Origin of the sequence: Microcoleus sp. CAWBG27 (assembly GCF_020883145.1) — a bacterium.
Taxonomy (GTDB): domain Bacteria; phylum Cyanobacteriota; class Cyanobacteriia; order Cyanobacteriales; family Microcoleaceae; genus Microcoleus.
In genome coordinates, this window is sequence record NZ_JAHREU010000098.1 from 1 (window position 1) to 17,538 (window position 17,538).

The window sequence follows — 17,538 nt, forward strand, 5'->3', positions numbered from 1 at the left end:
TTCGTAGTGCGGACTTCAGTCCGCTTTCCGGTGGCGGACTAAAGTCCGCACTACAAACCGTTTTTGTTCGTAGTGCGGACTTCAGTCCGCTTTCCGGTGGCGGACTAAAGTCCGCACTACAAACCGTTTTTGTTCGTAGTGCGGACTTCAGTCCGCTTTCCGGTGGCGGACTAAAGTCCGCACTACAAACCGTTTTTGTTCGTAGTGCGGACTTCAGTCCGCTTTCCGGTGGCGGACTTTAGTCCGCACTACAAACTGTTTTTGTTATGGTAATCCACCGGACATGATATGATTGACGATCGCAGATAATACCAGTTTCAAAAAAGAATGCAACTGCTGTAGATCTGCTCCCCACCCTGAGAGCATAAGTCATCGGCGAGAGAAAATCTTAAATCAGAACTCGAAAATGAGATAGCCGTTGAAATTGCCCGATATTCTTTGTTTATCGGCTTTTTTTCTGTAGGCTTGGTGGAAAAAGCTAAATTACAATAAGATAATAAATTGACACTCCCCCCCTAAAGGGCTAGGATTCTTCGTTCACAGGGAGATGCCTTGTAAAAGCAGTGCCTTTACTTGGTCTTACTCTCCCTCCCGAAGCAGTAACGGTATGCCCTGCCGTCAAAATTCGTAAACCTTCATATAAAATATTCTTAGCAGCATTAATATCTCTATCATGGTTTTCTCCACATTTAGGACATTGCCAACTACGAACATCCAAACTCAAGCTATCCACGCGACTTAAACACTTATTACAAGTCTTAGAACTGGGATAAAACCTATCTACTTCGACATAGGTTTTTCCTGCCCACTGGGCTTTGTACTTCAACATGGTGCAGAATTGTCCCCAACCAGCATCACTAATAGATTTAGCTAGTTTGTGGTTTTTGACCATGTTTCCAACTGCTAGATTCTCGACTACTATGACTTGGTTTTCGCCAACTAATTTACGACTTAGTTTGTGTAAAAAATCTTCGCGACACCGAACTATCTTCGCGTGAACTTTGGCCACTTTAACCCTAGCTTTGTTGCGGTTGCCAGACCCTTTAAGCTTATGACTTAATTGCTTTTGTCTCTTCGCTAATTTATTTTCATACTTTCGATAGTATTTGGGATTCCCATGTTTGGTTCCATCGGATGTAACAGCATAGTGAGTTAGTCCCACGTCTATGCCAATGGCTTTTCCTTCTGTTGATTTCTCAGGTAAGTCTTTGCCGTTATCATAGAGGCAGGCCGCCAAGTATTCCCCCGATGGATTAACTGAAACCGTAACAGACTTTAGAGTACCCTCTGGTTGTCGTGAGACTTTACAACGAACATCACCAATCTTAGGCCGTTTCAATGTATCATCTTTTAATTCACAACAAGAGAGGAAATCTAATAGACTGTCTATTTTGTTTCTTTTTGAAGTTGGGATATTTAGCCCTACCCTCGAAGAAGTTCAGGAAAGCACTAGAAAGATTTAAAGCAGCTTGCTGAAGGACTTGTGATGGTGCTTCAGCCAACCACTCATACTCTTTCTTCATGGAGGGTAGAAGTTTGATTATTTCATTTCTGCTTAACCCCTTCCCCGTTTGCTTGTAAGTTTCAGACGTTAAGTTGAGGGCATAGTTATAGAACCATCTAGTACATCCAAACGACTTGGCAAGCAAAACTGATTGCTCAATTGTCGGATAGATTCTGTACTTGAAGGCTTTTAACATTTTGTTTACCAAACCAGTCTTAACTATGGTAACACAGGACAGCCTAAATGCAAATCAGTCTTAAAAGACGGGTTTTTAGACCCATTTTTTTGATAAAATTTGATAAAATAAGAATACGTGAAGCTATTTCTAAGAATTTTATTGTTCAGCTCGCTATTTGACTAGAAATATTTCCACCGATGACAACAGACTCTTTCCACCTGTCTCTCCTAGAAAGGGCGATCGCAGCATCGAGCAACAGCATCCTGATCGCAGATGCTGGCAGGCTCGACAGACCTATTATATATTGCAATCCTGCTTTTGAGAAACTCACTGGCTACACCCGGGAAGAAGTCATTGGACACAACTGCCAGTTTTTGCAAGGCCCCGATACGGATGGCGCTGAATTGGACAGACTCCGCAGGAGTTTGCGATCGGGAACAGAAGTTAAGGTAATTCTCAAAAATTACCGCAAGGATAAAACTCCTTTTTGGAACGAATTAACTGTTTCCCCCGTCCTCGATGGCGACGGAAAGCTCACTCATTTTATCGGAGTTCAGAACGATATTACCCAAAGAGTCGCAGCCGAAACAGCCCTGCAAGAAAGCGAAGAAAGATTGCGGGCTATCGCTACTGCGACTCCCATTCCTACGATCATTACGCGCCGTTCGGACAGCGCAATTTTGTACGCAAATTCTGCCGTCGGAGAAACTTTGGGTTTGAGATCGGACAAGCTGATCGCTAGCAAAAAGATCGACTTTTATGCTCATGCCACCGATCGCCATCAATTGCTAGAATTAGTCAAACTACACGGCTTTAGCGACAGCGACCAAATCTGTCTCAAGAAAGCAAATGGCAGTTTTTTTTGGGCAAAGATGTCGATGCGAGCGATTAATTTTAAGGGCGAAGCATCAATTTTATCGGCATTTTATGATATTACCGATCGCGTAGAAGCAGAAACCGCACTCCGACAAAGCGAAGCGAGGTTGCAAAAACTAGCCGCCAACGTTCCGGGAATGATTTATCAATTTCAGCTAGCAGCCGATGGCGCTGTGTCATTCCCCTACGTCAGTTCTGGCTGTCGCGAACTCTACGAATTAGAACCAGAGGTGCTGCAAAAGTCAGCTATTCCTGCGATCGAAATGATTCACCCAGAGGATGCACAAAACTTCCAGGAAACTGTCGCCATCTCAGCTAAAACTTTAGAGCCTTGGCGGTGGGAAGGCAAATTAGTTTTCCCGGGCGATCGCATCAAGTGGGTTAGCGGGGCTTCCAGACCCGAACTGAGCGAAAAAGGTGACATTATTTGGGATGGTTTGTTGATCGACATTAGCGATCGCAAAAATGCCGAATCAGCACTGCGGCAAAGCGAAGCTAGATTCCAAAAAATGGCCGGCAACCTGCCGGGAATGATTTATCAATACTTGCAGCATCTCGACGGTACTAATGAATTCATTTATGTCAGTCCCGGCTGTGGGGAACTCTATGAATTAACTCCAGAAAAACTTCAAAAAAACTCAAGTTTAATGTGGTCGTTGGTGCATTCAGAAGACCTACAACCGATGCAAGAGTCACTCACAATTTGCGGAAAAAATTTACAACCTTGGAAATATGAAGGGCGGATCGTTACGCGATCGGGAAAACTGAAATGGATTCGCGCCATTGCTCGCCCCGAACTGCAACCGGGCGGCGAGATACTTTGGGAAGGGGTGACAATCGATATTAGCGATCGCAAGGTAGCAGAAATCGCCCTCAGCGAGTCAAAATTTGCCCTGGAACAAGCCAATCAAGAACTGGAAAAGCGCGTCCTAGAACGCACGGAAGCTTTGCAAAAATCCAAAAAAATGCTGTGGTTGGTCATCGACAACATCCCTCAGTTAATCGCCTGGAAAGATCTAGATTCAGTTTACTTGGGAGGTAACAAAAACTTTGCCACAATCGCAGGTTTGAATCATCCCACTGAAATCGCCGGTCTCACGGACTACGATATGCCCTGGAAGCCAGAAGAAACAAAATTTTTCCGAGATTGCGATTGCCGGATCATGGCAAAAAATACCGCTGAATATCACATTATTGAATCTCAAATGCAAGCCGACGGCACCCAGCGCTGGATGGATGCAAATAAAATACCTTTGCATGACAATTACGGCAATGTCGTCGGCATTTTATGTACTTTGGAAGACATCACCGATCGGCTTTCACTCGAAGCTAAAGTCCGGGCCAGCGAGGAACTATTTCGCAAAATATTTGAAGATGCACCCATCGGTATCTATTTAGCCAATTTAGACGATCGCCAGTTGGTGCGAGTCAATAAAACTTACTGCGAAATGCTGGGATATACAGCAGCAGAATTGCTGAGTACAACATTTATAGAAATTGGGCATCCCGAAGATCGTCAAAACAATCTCGAAGCTGCTGCTGCTCTCAATCGGGGAGAAATTCCGAGCTATCAAATCGAAATTCGCCATATTTCGGCTACAGGTAAAACTGTTTGGGTAAATGTGACAGCTACTTTGATCCGAGACGGGGAAGGAAAAGCTATTTACAACTTAGGGATGATTGAAAATATTACTAACCGCAAAATTTCCGCAGCAGCACTCCAAGCTTCGGAATCTCAATTGAGAAAACAAGCAACTCAATTGCAAGAAGCCTACGAACAACTCCAACATACTCAAATCCAATTAATTCAATCAGAAAAAATGTCTAGCCTCGGGCAGATGGTGGCTGGTATCGCCCACGAAATCAACAATCCTGCAAATTTTATTAACGGCAATATTTCTCACACCAACATCTATTTTAACGACTTAATAGAACTTTTGAATCTCTACCAGCACTATTACCCGTCTCCTGCTCAGCAAATTACCGAAACACTGAAGCAAATAGAGTTTGATTTCCTCAAGGAAGACTTGCCCAAAATGCTAAATTCTATGAAGGTAGGAGTAGAAAGAATTAGTAATATTGTATTGTCACTGCGGAATTTTGCGCGATTAGATCAATCAGAAATAAAGTTAGCAGACCTTCACGAAGGAATTGAGAGTACGCTGTTAATTGTGCAGCATCGATTGCACCACGACACAAAAGAAAAACGAATTGAAATCATTAAAGACTACGGAAATATATCGAAAATTCACTGTTGTGCGGGGCAGTTAAATCAGGTTTTTTTCAATATTATCAGCAATGCAATTGACGCTGTGGAAAACCGCAAACAACCCCGGACGATCGTGATTCGTACTGAAATGAAAAAAGCTGGGTTGAACAATAGTAAAAGCAATGTCGGCGAGTGCGATCGCGTGGTTATTTGCATCGCCGACAGCGGCCCTGGAATGACCGAAGACGTTTGCAAGCGCCTGTTTGACCCCTTTTTTACCACGAAACCGGTTGGGTCTGGAACAGGTTTGGGATTGTCCATCAGCCATCAGATTGTGGTAGAAAAACATAAGGGAAATCTGCGGTGCATCTCAGCGCCCGGACAAGGAGCAGAATTCTGGATTGAAATTCCGGTGTGAAGGATGGAAATTTAGCTAAAAGTTTAAATATCTAACTTTTAATGCCCAATTGCCGTCGGTGCTTGAGTTATCAGGTTTTGAATTAACGGCACTGAGACGCCGAAATTAATCTCACTTGCGCGGTGTGCTCATCTGCTGCCCTTATTCGCTAGGCAATTATGCTGAAAAAACTACCTTTATCCTGGTCTCGCTACATTCCAGCCGGGTTGACACTTGTTTTGGGTGTCGGATTCTCGGCCCTGGCATTTGCCTTGGTTTGGGACTGGGAAGACAGGCGCCACGACTACGAAATGCACCGCCGCATCGACGATATTTCGATCGGCATTGAACGCCAACTCAACTCGGACTTAGACGCAGTGCTCGCCCTCAGCGACTACATGAAAGCGTTTAGCGCCGTCGAACGTTCTTCTTTTGCTCGGTTTGTCGGCCGTCCCCTATCCGTTCACCCCAGCCTGCAACTGCTGGCTTGGGCCCCCCGCGTTCCCAATTCCCAGCGCGCCAAATACGAAGCCCAAGCCAGAACCGAAACTGACTCCACCTTCGAGATTACAGAGCGTGGGCTCCAGGGAGAACTCCGCAAGGCCGGCCAGCGTTCGGAATATTTCCCAGCTTTCTACGTCGAACCAACGGCGGGAAACGAGACAGCATTGGGATTTGACCTCACCTCCCACCCAGAAATTCGCGCCGCGATCGATCGCGCGCGCGATACTGGAGAAATGATTGTCACCAGCTACGACGGTCTAATTCAGCGCAATTCGCCGGAAGTGGGTCTTTTGGTAATAGTTCCGATTTACGAAAACAGCACTAAACCGACTACCCTGGAATCCCGCCGCCAACTGCTGCAAGGATTTGTTCTGGGTGTATTTCAAGGCAAAGATATTTTCCAAACCTCTTTAAAAGGACGCAATACCGACTACCTCACCATTTATCTCGCCAGCGAGCCTCCAGAGAAGCCAGAAGCACTGCCGTTGTTACCGCCAACGGGCGACCCCGCACTCCAAAATCGGGCTGCTGACGCGCAAATTCCGCAATTTGAGGCTTTGTTCCAATCCTCCACCCAACAAGTGTTCACCGCCTCGGCCGCTGCGAAAGTAACTCAAAGGTCAAACTGCCCGATTCTGGACAATCCGGGCCCGCAGTATGCAGCTTGCCAAAGGGTGCTGAAAATTAGTGGCAGTCAGTGGTCTTTATACGTGTCTGCAACGCCGGAAATTCGGAAGACTCGCAAGCACTGGCGTTCTTGGGGAACTCTGAGTATGGGGATGTTGTGGACTCTGCTGCCGGTGACATATATGCTGACAGCGTTGAGTCGCACCGCCCAAATCGAAAAGCTAGCCCGAGAAAGAATTCTCCAAACCGAACAGTTGCAGGCTGCTTACCAACAGTTGGAATTGGAACAAGCCAAATCCGAGCAACTGTTGCTGAATGTTTTGCCGGCGGCGATCGTCCTGCGTTTGAAGGACAATGAACATAATATCGCCGAAAGTTTTGGGGAAGTAACGGTGATGTTTGCCGACATTGTGGGCTTTACAGAGCTTTCGTCGAGAATTTCAGCGACTGCGGTAGTGAAAGTGCTCAATGATATTTTTTCAGCTTTTGATCATTTAGCCGATCGCCACGGTTTGGAGAAAATTAAGACTATTGGTGATGCTTACATGGTTGTCGGCGGTTTACCTACGCCGCGAGAGGATCATGCCGAGGCGGTGGCGAATATGGCGATCGATATGCTACAAGAAATCCGGTTTCTCAGCTTAAATCATTCCGAACCATTCAGCATTCGGATCGGAATTAGCAGCGGCCCTGTAGTTGCCGGCGTCATCGGCTTAAAAAAGTTTATTTACGACCTTTGGGGCGACACAGTAAATATTGCTTCGCGCATGGAATCCCACGGGATTACCGGCTGCATTCAAGTCACCGCCGAAACCTACGAAATATTAAAGGATAAATACACTTTTCAGAAGCGAGGGGCGATTCAAGTTAAGGGCAAGGGATACATGGTTACTTATTTGTTGACTGGTCGTAAATAATACCTATCTTCCAATTTTTTTGTAGGTGTGGATTTATTGTTTGTACCCGAAAAAATCGACAATCGAGCTAGCAACGGACAGGCGAGAATATTTGAGGAAACAGCTCAAACGTTCATTCGATCAAAAACTTGTGTTGTAACAATTTTCATTTGCGCTTTGTATCATGCCCAAATTTACGCAGAGTCCAATTGTGTTAACTCAACCGTATTTATTATCAATTTAGTTTAGTAGTATATAGCGGTTATCATAAATATAAGGTACGTTGTTGGGCTTCAGCCCTATAGGTTTTTCGGGTTATAGAAGCTGTCAGTAATACCTCATCTTTCGCTAGAAACGCTATAACCTTTTTAGCGAAAGATGAAGTTTGAATGTAAATGATTTTTTTGATACGATCTTGCTTAGTATATCATCCCGATCGGAGGGCTAAAGCCCAACAACGTACCGATCGCAAATAATTCTACTGCATCCGATCGATCGTCCGATACTGCACCGCCTCCCCCACGTGATTAGTCTTCAAGCTATCATCCCCCGACAAATCGGCAATAGTCCTAGCAACCTTCAAAATTCGATCGCTCGCCCGCGCCGAAAGCCCCAATTTCCGAATCGCCATCTCTAACAAATTCCGGGAAGCATCATCCAACTGACACCAGGTGTTAATGTGGCTGCTTAGCATCTGCGCGTTACACCGCAAGCCAGATTCCGACTGAAAACGGCGAGTCGCCATCTCTCGCGCCCGCTGCACCCTCACCCGCACCGGTTCCGACTCCTCCCCCGTCGCCTGTCTGGTAATTTCCTCAGGTTTCAAACGATTAACCGCCACTTGCAAATCAATCCGATCCATCAAAGGCCCCGAAAGTTTTGCCCAATATTGCTCCCTCTTTTGTGGCGAACAAGTACACTGTTGGATCGAATCACCGTAGTAACCGCAAGCGCAAGGATTTGTACTCGCAACTAATGTAAATTGTGCCGGAAACATCACCGATTGTCTGGTTCGAGAAATCGTTACATAACCATCTTCCAAGGGCTGCCGCAAAAACTCCAAAACATCTCTTTTAAATTCAGTTAATTCATCCAGAAAAAGTATGCCGCGATGTGCTAGGGAAATTTCACCCGGACGCGGAAAACTGCCCCCGCCAACGAGAGAAGGCCCGGATGCTGAATGGTGAGGACTGCGAAAAGGTCGATCGCTCACCAGCATACCCTTATCCTTCAACAAACCAGCCACCGAATGAATTTGAGTCACATCCAAAGCTTCATCAAAAGTCAGCGGTGGCAAAATACCCGGCAAACGTCTCGCCAGCATCGTCTTACCGCTTCCTGGCGGCCCTACAAAAATTAAATTGTGTCCGCCGGCTGCCGCAATTTCCAAAGCCCGCCGCGCGTGAATTTGCCCCTTTACGTCTTTTAAATCTAGACCCGAAAACCTGGTTTTTCCTAACTCTTCTCTACCGTTTACTTGTATCGGTGAATAAACTTGAGGATTGTTCAAAAAATCAGTAACTGCAAATATATTTTCAAAACCGTAAACAGATATTCCTTTTACTAAAGCCGCTTCCGTTGCATTGGCGGCTGGTACAATTAACCCCGAAATCCCCATTTTTCCAGCAGCAGCGGCGATCGGCAAAACCCCCGCCACAGGCCGCAAACTCCCGTCCAAAGAGAGTTCCCCCAAAAACAAATAATCTCCCAACAGCTCGGCGCTGACCTGTTCCGATGCTGCTAAAATGCCAATGGCGATCGGCAAATCAAAACTCGGGCCTTCCTTACGCAAATCCGCCGGAGTCAAATTAATCACAATACTCCGCATCGGAAAACCATATCCCGAATTTTTGAGCGTAGCCTTAACTCTTTCTTTAGCCTCTTGCACCGCCGAATCCGGCAACCCCACAACCACAATTTTCGGCAGTCCCCCCGATACATCAGCCTCCACACCCACCTTTACCGCGTCAATTCCTACGATCGATGCACTCCAAACCCTCGCAAGCATTTTTGTTTATCCTCAATTTGCCTGTCTTCGCTCCATCATCTATTATGATTAACAATGACTAATGAATATCAGAAGAGGCAAGAAAAACTTTTCGTTGCCTCTTCCTTTTCTGCTCTTCCTTCTCTTCTCCTGCCTTTTCCCCCTTCCTTCCTCCCCTTGTCCCCTCGCGTGTTGCGTCTTGGAAGCGTCCCAACTTTTCTTTCACAGGAGTGCGAGCATCCTGAGCGCCAGAGATATATAGGCAAGCGAGCGGGACGCTCGCACTCTGAAGAGATATATAGGCAAGCGAGCGGGACGCTCGCACTCTGAAAAAACGCTTTTTACTAAATCGGGATGCTTCCTCCCCCTTCTTCCTTCTTCCTTCTTCCTTCTTCCTTCTTCCTTCCTTAACACCCATGACAACCCAAGAAACGCTTTTCAGCAAAATCATCCGCAAAGAGATTCCCGCAGACATCGTTTATGAGGACGACTTAGCCCTCGCCTTCAGAGATATCAATCCACAAGCGCCCATCCACATCCTCGTCATTCCCAAAAAACCTATTCCCAAATTAGCCGATGCCGAATCGGGAGATCATGCCCTCATGGGACACCTGCTGCTGACTGTAAAACGGGTAGCCGAACAACTCGGACTCAGCAATGGCTATCGCGTCGTCATCAATACCGGCAATGACGGCGGCCAAACCGTAGATCACCTGCACCTTCACATTCTCGGTGGACGGCACATGAAGTGGCCCCCAGGCTAAAGGCTAATTTTTAGGTACAATTCTACGAACTCAGCCTCAGAAACCCGGTTTATGGCAATTGCAAAGCGCCTGATAAACCGGGTTTTTAGTTGACGAATCCGGTTGATTGCCGATTGTGGAGAATTTAGTGCGATCGCCACATCCGTGAGAACATAAATAACTTCTTGAATAGAGCCGATACTCCTCAAGCATCAATGATTTGATTATCGTTCTGCAACCGTCAACTGTCAACCGTCAACTGTCAACTGTCAATCCACCCAGAATATGTAAACTAATATTAAAATTTATCTGCTCAATCGCTAATTAAGATATGTTTAACTATAAAGAAGTTTGACCTCCACAAAAATAATTTGACTTAACTGCTGAACCAACCTAAATACTAAAGATTCAGCTCTTCTGTTCGCTGTATTTTAACCGTATTTATTCTGTAATATTACTTTGCAAACAGCCACAGAGATTCATCAAAAATCAAGTTATGTAAAGGATTATAAATTTATTCAAATATAAGCACTAATCCCTTTGCAAACTGTTGTGAATAGTGTTACTAATATAAGCGTGGAGATTTCCACAACGAACCTTGAAAATTCAATTAAGCAATCATAAAACACATGACAACAACCGTACAGAGTCGCGAAAGCGGCAACGTTTGGGAACGGTTCTGCGAGTGGGTAACTAGCACCGATAACCGGATTTATGTTGGTTGGTTTGGGACACTCATGATCCCAACTCTCCTGACCGCTACCATCTGCTACATCATTGCCTTTGTGGCAGCTCCTCCTGTGGATATTGACGGCATCCGCGAACCAGTTGCTGGTTCCTTGATGTTCGGCAACAACCTGATCAGCGGTGCTGTTGTTCCTTCATCGAATGCGATCGGGCTTCACTTCTATCCAATCTGGGAAGCAGCCTCTTTAGACGAATGGTTGTACAACGGCGGCACTTACCAGCTCGTCATTTTCCACTTCCTCATCGGCATTTTTTGCTACATGGGTCGTCAGTGGGAACTGAGCTACCGCTTAGGAATGCGTCCTTGGATCTGCGTAGCTTACTCTGCACCTGTGGCATCTGCTACCGCAGTATTCTTGATTTACCCGATCGGACAAGGCAGCTTTTCTGACGGTATGCCCCTGGGTATCAGCGGCACATTCAACTTCATGATCGTGTTCCAAGCAGAGCACAACATCCTAATGCACCCCTTCCATATGTTGGGAGTTGCTGGTGTATTCGGTGGTAGCTTGTTCTCCGCCATGCACGGTTCCTTGGTAACATCTTCCTTGGTTCGTGAAACAAGCGAAAGTGAATCACAAAACTACGGTTACAAATTCGGTCAAGAAGAAGAAACCTACAACATCGTTGCAGCCCACGGCTACTTCGGTCGTTTGATCTTCCAATATGCCAGCTTTAACAACAGCCGTTCCTTGCACTTCTTGTTAGGTGCGTGGCCAGTTGTCGGCATCTGGTTTACCGCTTTAGGTATCTCCACAATGGCTTTCAACTTGAACGGTTTCAACTTCAACCAATCGATTATCGACTCGCAAGGGCGCGTCATCAACACTTGGGCGGATGTCATCAACCGCGCCAACTTGGGTATGGAAGTAATGCACGAGCGCAACGCTCACAACTTCCCCCTCGACTTGGCCGCCGGTGAAGTCACCCCAGTAGCAATGGTTGCTCCTTCCATCAACGGCTAAATTTAGCTTTTGATTGACAAAAAGCGCTCTCTCCAAAGGAGGGCGCTTTTTGTTTTGGCAAGTATAAATTAAGAGATTTATTTCCGATCTTATTTCGGCTGTAAAGATGCCAATCAAATAGGTTTGTAGTGAGGACTTTAGTCCGCATCCAAGAAAGGACTAAAGTCCTTACTACGAACAGGTTTGTAGTGCGGACTTTAGTCCGCATCCAAGAAAGGACTAAAGTCCTTACTACGAACAGGTTTGTAGTGAGGACTTTAGTCCGCATCCAAGAAAGGACTAAAGTCCTTACTACAAACTATTATGATATGATATATTGATTAAGAATTATTATATTTATTAATTAGGAATTATCAAAGTGGCGATATTTAACAGACTTAAATTGGAAAAACTCGCGGTTGAGAAAACTCAAATATTAGGCGGGGCGATCGCACTTTTCAGCGGCATTTTGATGGCATTGACAACAGCACCATTCAATGCTTGGCTGTTGGCATGGGTGACATTAGTTCCCCTATGGGTTTTGGTTGTCAGTTATCAACGACCAATAATCACCGAAAAAAAACAAAAATTTCTTCCTTCTTCCTTCTTCCTTCTTCCTGTACTTTGGGGAATAGGTTATCACGGATTAGCTATATATTGGATTATGGGAATACACCCAATGACTTGGTTGGGAGTTCCTTGGTGGCCCAGTTTGGCGATCGCACTTTTTTGCTGGATATTCATCACCCTATGGGGATCCGGATTAGTCACTGTTTGGGCGTGGCTATTTATAATTCTCAACTCCCTAACTTTACCACGCAAAAATCCTCTTCTTATTCTTCTTAACTCCCCCCCTTTACAAGGAGGGACTGGTACTCTTAACTCCCCCCCTTTACAAGGGGGGGCTGGGGGGGGTAGCTCTAAATTCTCAGGGTTAACTCGCGTGTTAATTGGCACAGCTTTGTGGTGCGCCTTAGAAAGTATTTGGAGTACAGGCTCGCTGTGGTGGACATCTCTATCTTATACACAAAGCCCGCACAACTTAGCAATTTTGCACCTCGGACAACTCTCCGGGCCCAGCGCAGTCACAGCCGCTATTGTAGCAGTTAATGGCTTAATTGCCGAAGCTTGGATCGAAGGAAGAGAGAAGAAGGAAGAGGGAAGTTCGGCAACGGATTGTATAGCGGATGTAACGGATGTAACGGATGGGATGAAAAAGGAGGAGGGCTTTTCGGCTTCGCTCAAGGTAAAAAGAAAGAAGAAGGGAGAAGGAAGATGGAAGAAGTGGGTTGCTTATATTTTGCCGGCGGGTTTGTTTTTAGTTTTGCATATTCTCGGCTGGAGTTTGTACAATCGCCCGTTAATTCAAGAGGCGGGAACAGAATTAAAAATTGGGATTATTCAAGGCAATATTCCGAATAAGATCAAGTTTGACTCAGGGGGTTGGCGGCGCGCTTTGGAAGGTTACACGGCTGGATACCAACAATTAGCAGACAGGAAAGTCGATGCTGTGTTACTGCCAGAGACGGCTTTGCCTTTTATCTGGACAAATGAGTATCAGCGTTCTACTCTTTCCTTTTACCAAGCGATTCTGGAACGCGGTGTTCTGGCTTGGGTTGGAGGATTTGGACAGGAAGGGGATAGCACGACTAATAGCTTATTGGCGATCGACAAAACAGGAGAAATTGTCGATCGCTACGATAAACTAAAGCTAGTGGCTTTAGCCGAATATATCCCTTTTTCTGAAATCTTAGGCGGGATTATCGATCGGCTTTCTCCCTTAGATGCTCATTTAGTACCAGGCAATTCTAAACAATTGTTCGATACGCCCTTTGGTCGCGCCATTGTGGGGATTTGTTACGATTCGGCGTTTGCGGAAATTTTCCGATATCAGGCGGCAAATGGAGGTGAATTTATGCTCACAGCTTCCAACAATGCCCATTTCAAAACGCCGATGCTGGCTCAACATCACGCTCTCGATGTGATGCGAGCCATTGAGACAGATAGATGGGCTGCGATCGCAACTAATACAGGTTATTCTGCTTTTGTAAATCCTCACGGCGAGACGATTTGGAAGTCTGGAATTAATACCTATGAAGTCCGAGATGCTACTATTTATCGGCGGCAAACTCGGACTTTGTACGTGCGGTGGGGCGATCGGCTGACGCCTTTATTGTTGGTTTTAGCTGGGTTAATGTGGTTGATTGCTAGAAATTAACGTTAGGCGGAAGCTATAGCATTTCGATCTCCCATGTGAGGTACTCATGGGCATAGGGCATAGGCCAAACCGGGCATAGGCCAAACCGGGCATAGGGCATAGGGCATACCTCACCACGCTTGAGAACCGCTATAGTTAGTTAAATCTGTTGGCACGAGTCAGATTTATTAGTGAACGCGCTGCTACAGTTAACTAATAACTAATGACTAATGACTAATGACCAATGACTCTAATGCTCTTTTGGCCTAGCATGAACGCTAGGAGATAAAGTAATTAAATCGTTGATATTGCGCTGCATTGTAGCACAAATATTATCCAAAGGTAAATCATTGGCATCGTGTCCGAAAGGATTTTCGATTTCAATGCCGATTTCTTCGATACCAAACAAAGCAAAACTAATTAAAGCTACCACAGGGCCTGTCCCCCAAGTTAACTCCTTCACCATTTGAAAAGGCAGTGCCAAGCAGTAAAGCAAGAGTAGCTGTTTGAGATGAATCGCGTAGGCCAGAGGTATAGGAGTTCTCAAAATTCGCTCGCAACCGCTCAAAGCCTCAATCATGCTATTTACTAACTGATTCATCGCTGTTAGCCGATAGACATCGAGGTTATTTGCCTCGTACTGTATCGTCAAATAATCCCCAATCCAAAAAGCAATCTCAAGGGGAGGATTGTTCATTTTTTTTAGGTTTTCATACTGTTGGGGTAGTACGTAAGGCTCTATTTCTGAGCTAATGGGTTCTTGGCGCAAGTGCAATTTCATCGCTATGGCAAAAGCTACTAATAATCGCAAAGTAGACTTTTTTTTCGCTAAATCATCCGGTTCTCGATCGCTAATAGATACCCAGATTTGACGTGCCAAATTTCTGACTGCAATAATTAAGGTTCCCCAGCACCTCCTGCCTTCCCAAAATCGATCGTAAGCCGTATTTGTCCGAAACACTAACAATAAGCCGAGGACTATACTGGGAACAATGCTTGATAAGATGGGCAAGGATACTGGGAGTTTAAAAAAGTACAGTACCGAAATCAACAACCCAAAACCAGCGCACAGCATGACGCGGCGCCAGATGAAAAAAATGATCGACCCTTGAAACTGGAAGGCAACTTTAAACCAGGGCCGCTTTTCTGAAATCATCACAATCTCCTGTTAAAATAAAATCCAGCAATGCAGCACTGTACGGACTTGACAAGTGTTTGCCAGACATTGTTTTCAGATGCGATCGCACTTTCACCGAATAGCAAGGGTTTGAAGCCCCAGCATGAAGGCAGATTGTGATAAGAACCGAGTTTAAATCTCCGTTATTATCACTTCGCTGTCAACAGTCAACTGTCAACAGTCAACTGTTCACCACACTGCTTTTATCCGCACAACCTTCGGATTTTACCCAAAAAACTCATCTTTGCGATCGATCGCCAATCTAATATTGAGTTCATGAGACACTTAATTGGGTAAGATTGGTTATGTATCTTTAGACCTCAGCTTCCGTGCCAGAGCTACCGACATCTGTACCCCCGCATTCTCCCCGATTGCCGAACCAACGGTGGCAAATTTATTCGCCTCAACCACAGCAAGCCGAACAGTTTGCCAATGAAATCGGTTTGTCATGCTTGCTAGCACAGGTACTAATCAATCGCGGTATCGATTCTCTCGAAGAAGTGCAAGGGTTTATCGAACCGGAATCTCTGGTTTTGCCTGCGCCACTGGATGAATTTCCCGATTTGGCTGCGAGTGTCAAATTGTTGCGGGAAGCGATTTCAACAGGCCAGAAAATTGCGATTTGCGGCGACTACGATGCTGATGGAATGACGAGCACGGCTTTGTTGCTGCGAGCTCTCAGGGCTTTGGGCGCGAATGTTGATTATGCTATTCCCAGTCGGATGCACGAAGGTTACGGGATTAACGATCGCATTGTAGAAGAATTTCATGCCGAAGGTGTGGCTCTGATTCTGACGGTAGACAACGGGATTGCAGCTTATGGCCCAGTTGCCAGAGCGCGAGAACTCGGTGTAAAAGTTATTATTACAGACCACCACGATTTGCCGCCAAAACTGCCCCCGGCTGATGCTATTCTCAACCCAAAATTAATTGCAGAATCTTCGCCCTATCGCGGTTTGGCTGGGGTAGGTGTTGCCTATGTTTTGGCGATTACTTTGGCTCAAGATTTGAAGAAAGTTGGCGGGTTGGTGAATCCGCTGCTGGAATTATTTACGTTGGGAACTATTGCGGATTTGGCGCCTCTGACAGGAGTTAACCGCCGCTGGGTAAAGCGGGGTTTGCGACTTTTGCCTCACTCGCAATTAGCCGGAGTTCAAGCTTTGATTCAGGTGGCGGGAGTGCAGCCGGCAAGTGCGGAAAATTTACCTCTTTTTAATTCAAAAAGTCAAGCTAACAATACCTTAAAGCCTGAAGATATTGGTTTTCGGCTGGGGCCGCGGATTAATGCTGTAGGGCGGCTGGCTGACCCTCAAATTGTGATAGAGTTGCTGACAACGGACGATCGCGAATTGGCACTCAAAAATGCGATGCAGTGCGAACAAATCAATCAGCGCCGACAGGAGTTGTGCCAGGAAATTGAGCAGGAAGCAATTGCTTGGTGCGAGCAAAGTGCTCTTAATTTACAGCAGGAACGAGTTTTAGTAGTCGTGCAGCCCGGTTGGCACCACGGGGTGATTGGGATTGTAGCTTCTCGGTTGCTCGAACGTTACGGCGTGCCCGTTTTTATCGGTACTTTTGAGGATGAGGGTGGTGAAACGGGTAATATCATCCGGGGTTCGGCGAGGGGAATTCCTGAATTTAATGTATTTGACGGGCTGAATTTTTGTGCGGATTTATTAACTAAATTTGGCGGACATAAGGCGGCTGGCGGTTTTTCTATGCCTGCCAAGAATCTTCAACAATTCCGCAAGCAACTGTCAATTTTTGCGAATCAATGTTTGCAGCCGGAACACCTCAAACCCTTGGTTTCAGTAGATGTGCGAGCGGATTTGGCTGAAATTAATCTTGACCTTTACCGACAAATTGATGCTCTAGAACCTTGCGGGATTGAAAATAAGGCTCCTGTATTTTGGACGCCTAATGTTTGTATTACTGAACAAAAAATTGTTGGTAAGGGAGGTCATGTTAAACTAACTGCAACTCAAGATGAAAAAGGTTCGGCTAGTTTGAAGGGGATTGCGTGGCGTTGGGGCGAATATTTTCCGTTGCCTCGGCGGGTTGATATTGCTTACCGCTTGCGGGAAAATAGTTTTAATGGCAAGACTTCGGTTGAGTTGGAATTGTTGGGTGTCCGCTTAGTGGCAAGTGCTGCTAGTTCGAGGCCGTCGGTGTTCGGAAAAGTTGAGTTTGATTATTGCGATCGCACTTATTCTTGCAGTCTGTCTCCCGCCGGTTCTCAAGAGGAGTTGAGAATTCGCAATTCTCAAGGGCAAGTTTTGGTTGTTGAACCGGGACAAAGCGTCGGTTTGTTGGGTAAATCCCGCCAGGATGCTAGAGAAGTTGATGTATCTCTACCTTTTTTCGAGAATTTGATTCAAACGGCTAAACACGCCCTCGGTATTCGATCGCAAATCTAATTCATCGCGTTGACATCTCCCCATGCCTAAAGGCGAGGGGATTCACAAGACCACAATTTAAGTCTTATAGGTGCTGACAAATCACCTCTACCAACTCCACTTAGATCCAATCCAAGCATTGTTGCTACTTTACGA

General features: G+C 45.8%; 11 protein-coding genes. 7 read left to right on the forward strand and 4 right to left on the reverse strand.

What is annotated here, in order from left to right; all coding sequences use genetic code 11:
- A partial coding sequence (locus QZ938_RS30660) for a hypothetical protein (RefSeq protein ID WP_293365677.1) occupies nt 1-242 on the forward strand: 242 nt, incomplete at its 5' end.
- Nucleotides 243-523: 281 nt separating this feature from the next.
- Here the strand turns inward: QZ938_RS30660 and QZ938_RS30665 are convergent.
- Both QZ938_RS30665 and QZ938_RS33190 read right to left on the reverse strand, forming a co-directional pair.
- A complete protein-coding gene (locus QZ938_RS30665) occupies nt 524-1,339 on the reverse strand; it encodes an RNA-guided endonuclease TnpB family protein (protein ID WP_363318920.1) in 816 nt (271 codons plus the stop codon).
- Between the two features lie 16 nt (nt 1,340-1,355).
- Entirely contained in the window at nt 1,356-1,700 is a 345-nt protein-coding gene (locus QZ938_RS33190; RefSeq protein ID WP_363318921.1) for a helix-turn-helix domain-containing protein, read from the reverse strand.
- 179 nt (nt 1,701-1,879) lie between these two features.
- On the opposite strand from QZ938_RS33190, the gene QZ938_RS30670 reads away from it, so the two are divergent.
- Both QZ938_RS30670 and QZ938_RS30675 read left to right on the forward strand, forming a co-directional pair.
- Nucleotides 1,880-5,185: a PAS domain S-box protein gene (locus tag QZ938_RS30670; protein WP_293355811.1), complete on the forward strand. Its 3,306-nt coding sequence runs from the start codon at nt 1,880-1,882 to the stop codon at nt 5,183-5,185.
- Between the two features lie 158 nt (nt 5,186-5,343).
- The gene (locus tag QZ938_RS30675) at nt 5,344-7,212 is read left to right on the forward strand and encodes an adenylate/guanylate cyclase domain-containing protein (protein ID WP_293157833.1); all 1,869 of its coding nucleotides are present in this window, start codon (nt 5,344-5,346) and stop codon (nt 7,210-7,212) included.
- A 457-nt stretch (nt 7,213-7,669) separates the two neighbouring features.
- On the opposite strand, the gene QZ938_RS30680 is transcribed toward QZ938_RS30675, so the two are convergent.
- Nucleotides 7,670-9,199, reverse strand: coding sequence for a YifB family Mg chelatase-like AAA ATPase (locus tag QZ938_RS30680; RefSeq protein WP_293355814.1), 1,530 nt, complete (start codon nt 9,197-9,199; stop codon nt 7,670-7,672).
- Between the two features lie 395 nt (nt 9,200-9,594).
- Between QZ938_RS30680 and QZ938_RS30685 the strand changes: the two genes are divergently transcribed.
- The 3 genes from QZ938_RS30685 (at nt 9,595) to lnt (ending at nt 13,830) form a co-directional block, all read left to right on the forward strand.
- On the forward strand, nt 9,595-9,942 hold the full coding sequence (locus QZ938_RS30685; protein ID WP_293157839.1) for a histidine triad nucleotide-binding protein: 348 nt from the start codon (nt 9,595-9,597) through the stop codon (nt 9,940-9,942).
- Between the two features lie 608 nt (nt 9,943-10,550).
- Nucleotides 10,551-11,633 carry a photosystem II q(b) protein gene (gene psbA, locus QZ938_RS30690; RefSeq protein ID WP_293157842.1) on the forward strand — a complete coding sequence of 361 codons (1,083 nt, stop codon included), beginning with the start codon at nt 10,551-10,553 and terminating at the stop codon, nt 11,631-11,633.
- A gap of 358 nt (nt 11,634-11,991) precedes the next feature.
- A complete protein-coding gene (gene lnt, locus QZ938_RS30695) occupies nt 11,992-13,830 on the forward strand; it encodes an apolipoprotein N-acyltransferase (RefSeq protein ID WP_293355817.1) in 1,839 nt (612 codons plus the stop codon).
- Nucleotides 13,831-14,059: 229 nt separating this feature from the next.
- On the opposite strand, the gene QZ938_RS30700 is transcribed toward lnt, so the two are convergent.
- Entirely contained in the window at nt 14,060-14,965 is a 906-nt protein-coding gene (locus QZ938_RS30700) for a bestrophin family protein (protein ID WP_293157854.1), read from the reverse strand.
- A 350-nt stretch (nt 14,966-15,315) separates the two neighbouring features.
- Here QZ938_RS30700 and recJ point away from each other — a divergent pair, with 350 nt between their 5' ends.
- Nucleotides 15,316-17,403 carry a single-stranded-DNA-specific exonuclease RecJ gene (gene recJ / locus QZ938_RS30705; protein WP_293157848.1) on the forward strand — a complete coding sequence of 696 codons (2,088 nt, stop codon included), beginning with the start codon at nt 15,316-15,318 and terminating at the stop codon, nt 17,401-17,403.
- Nucleotides 17,404-17,538: the final 135 nt, after the last annotated feature.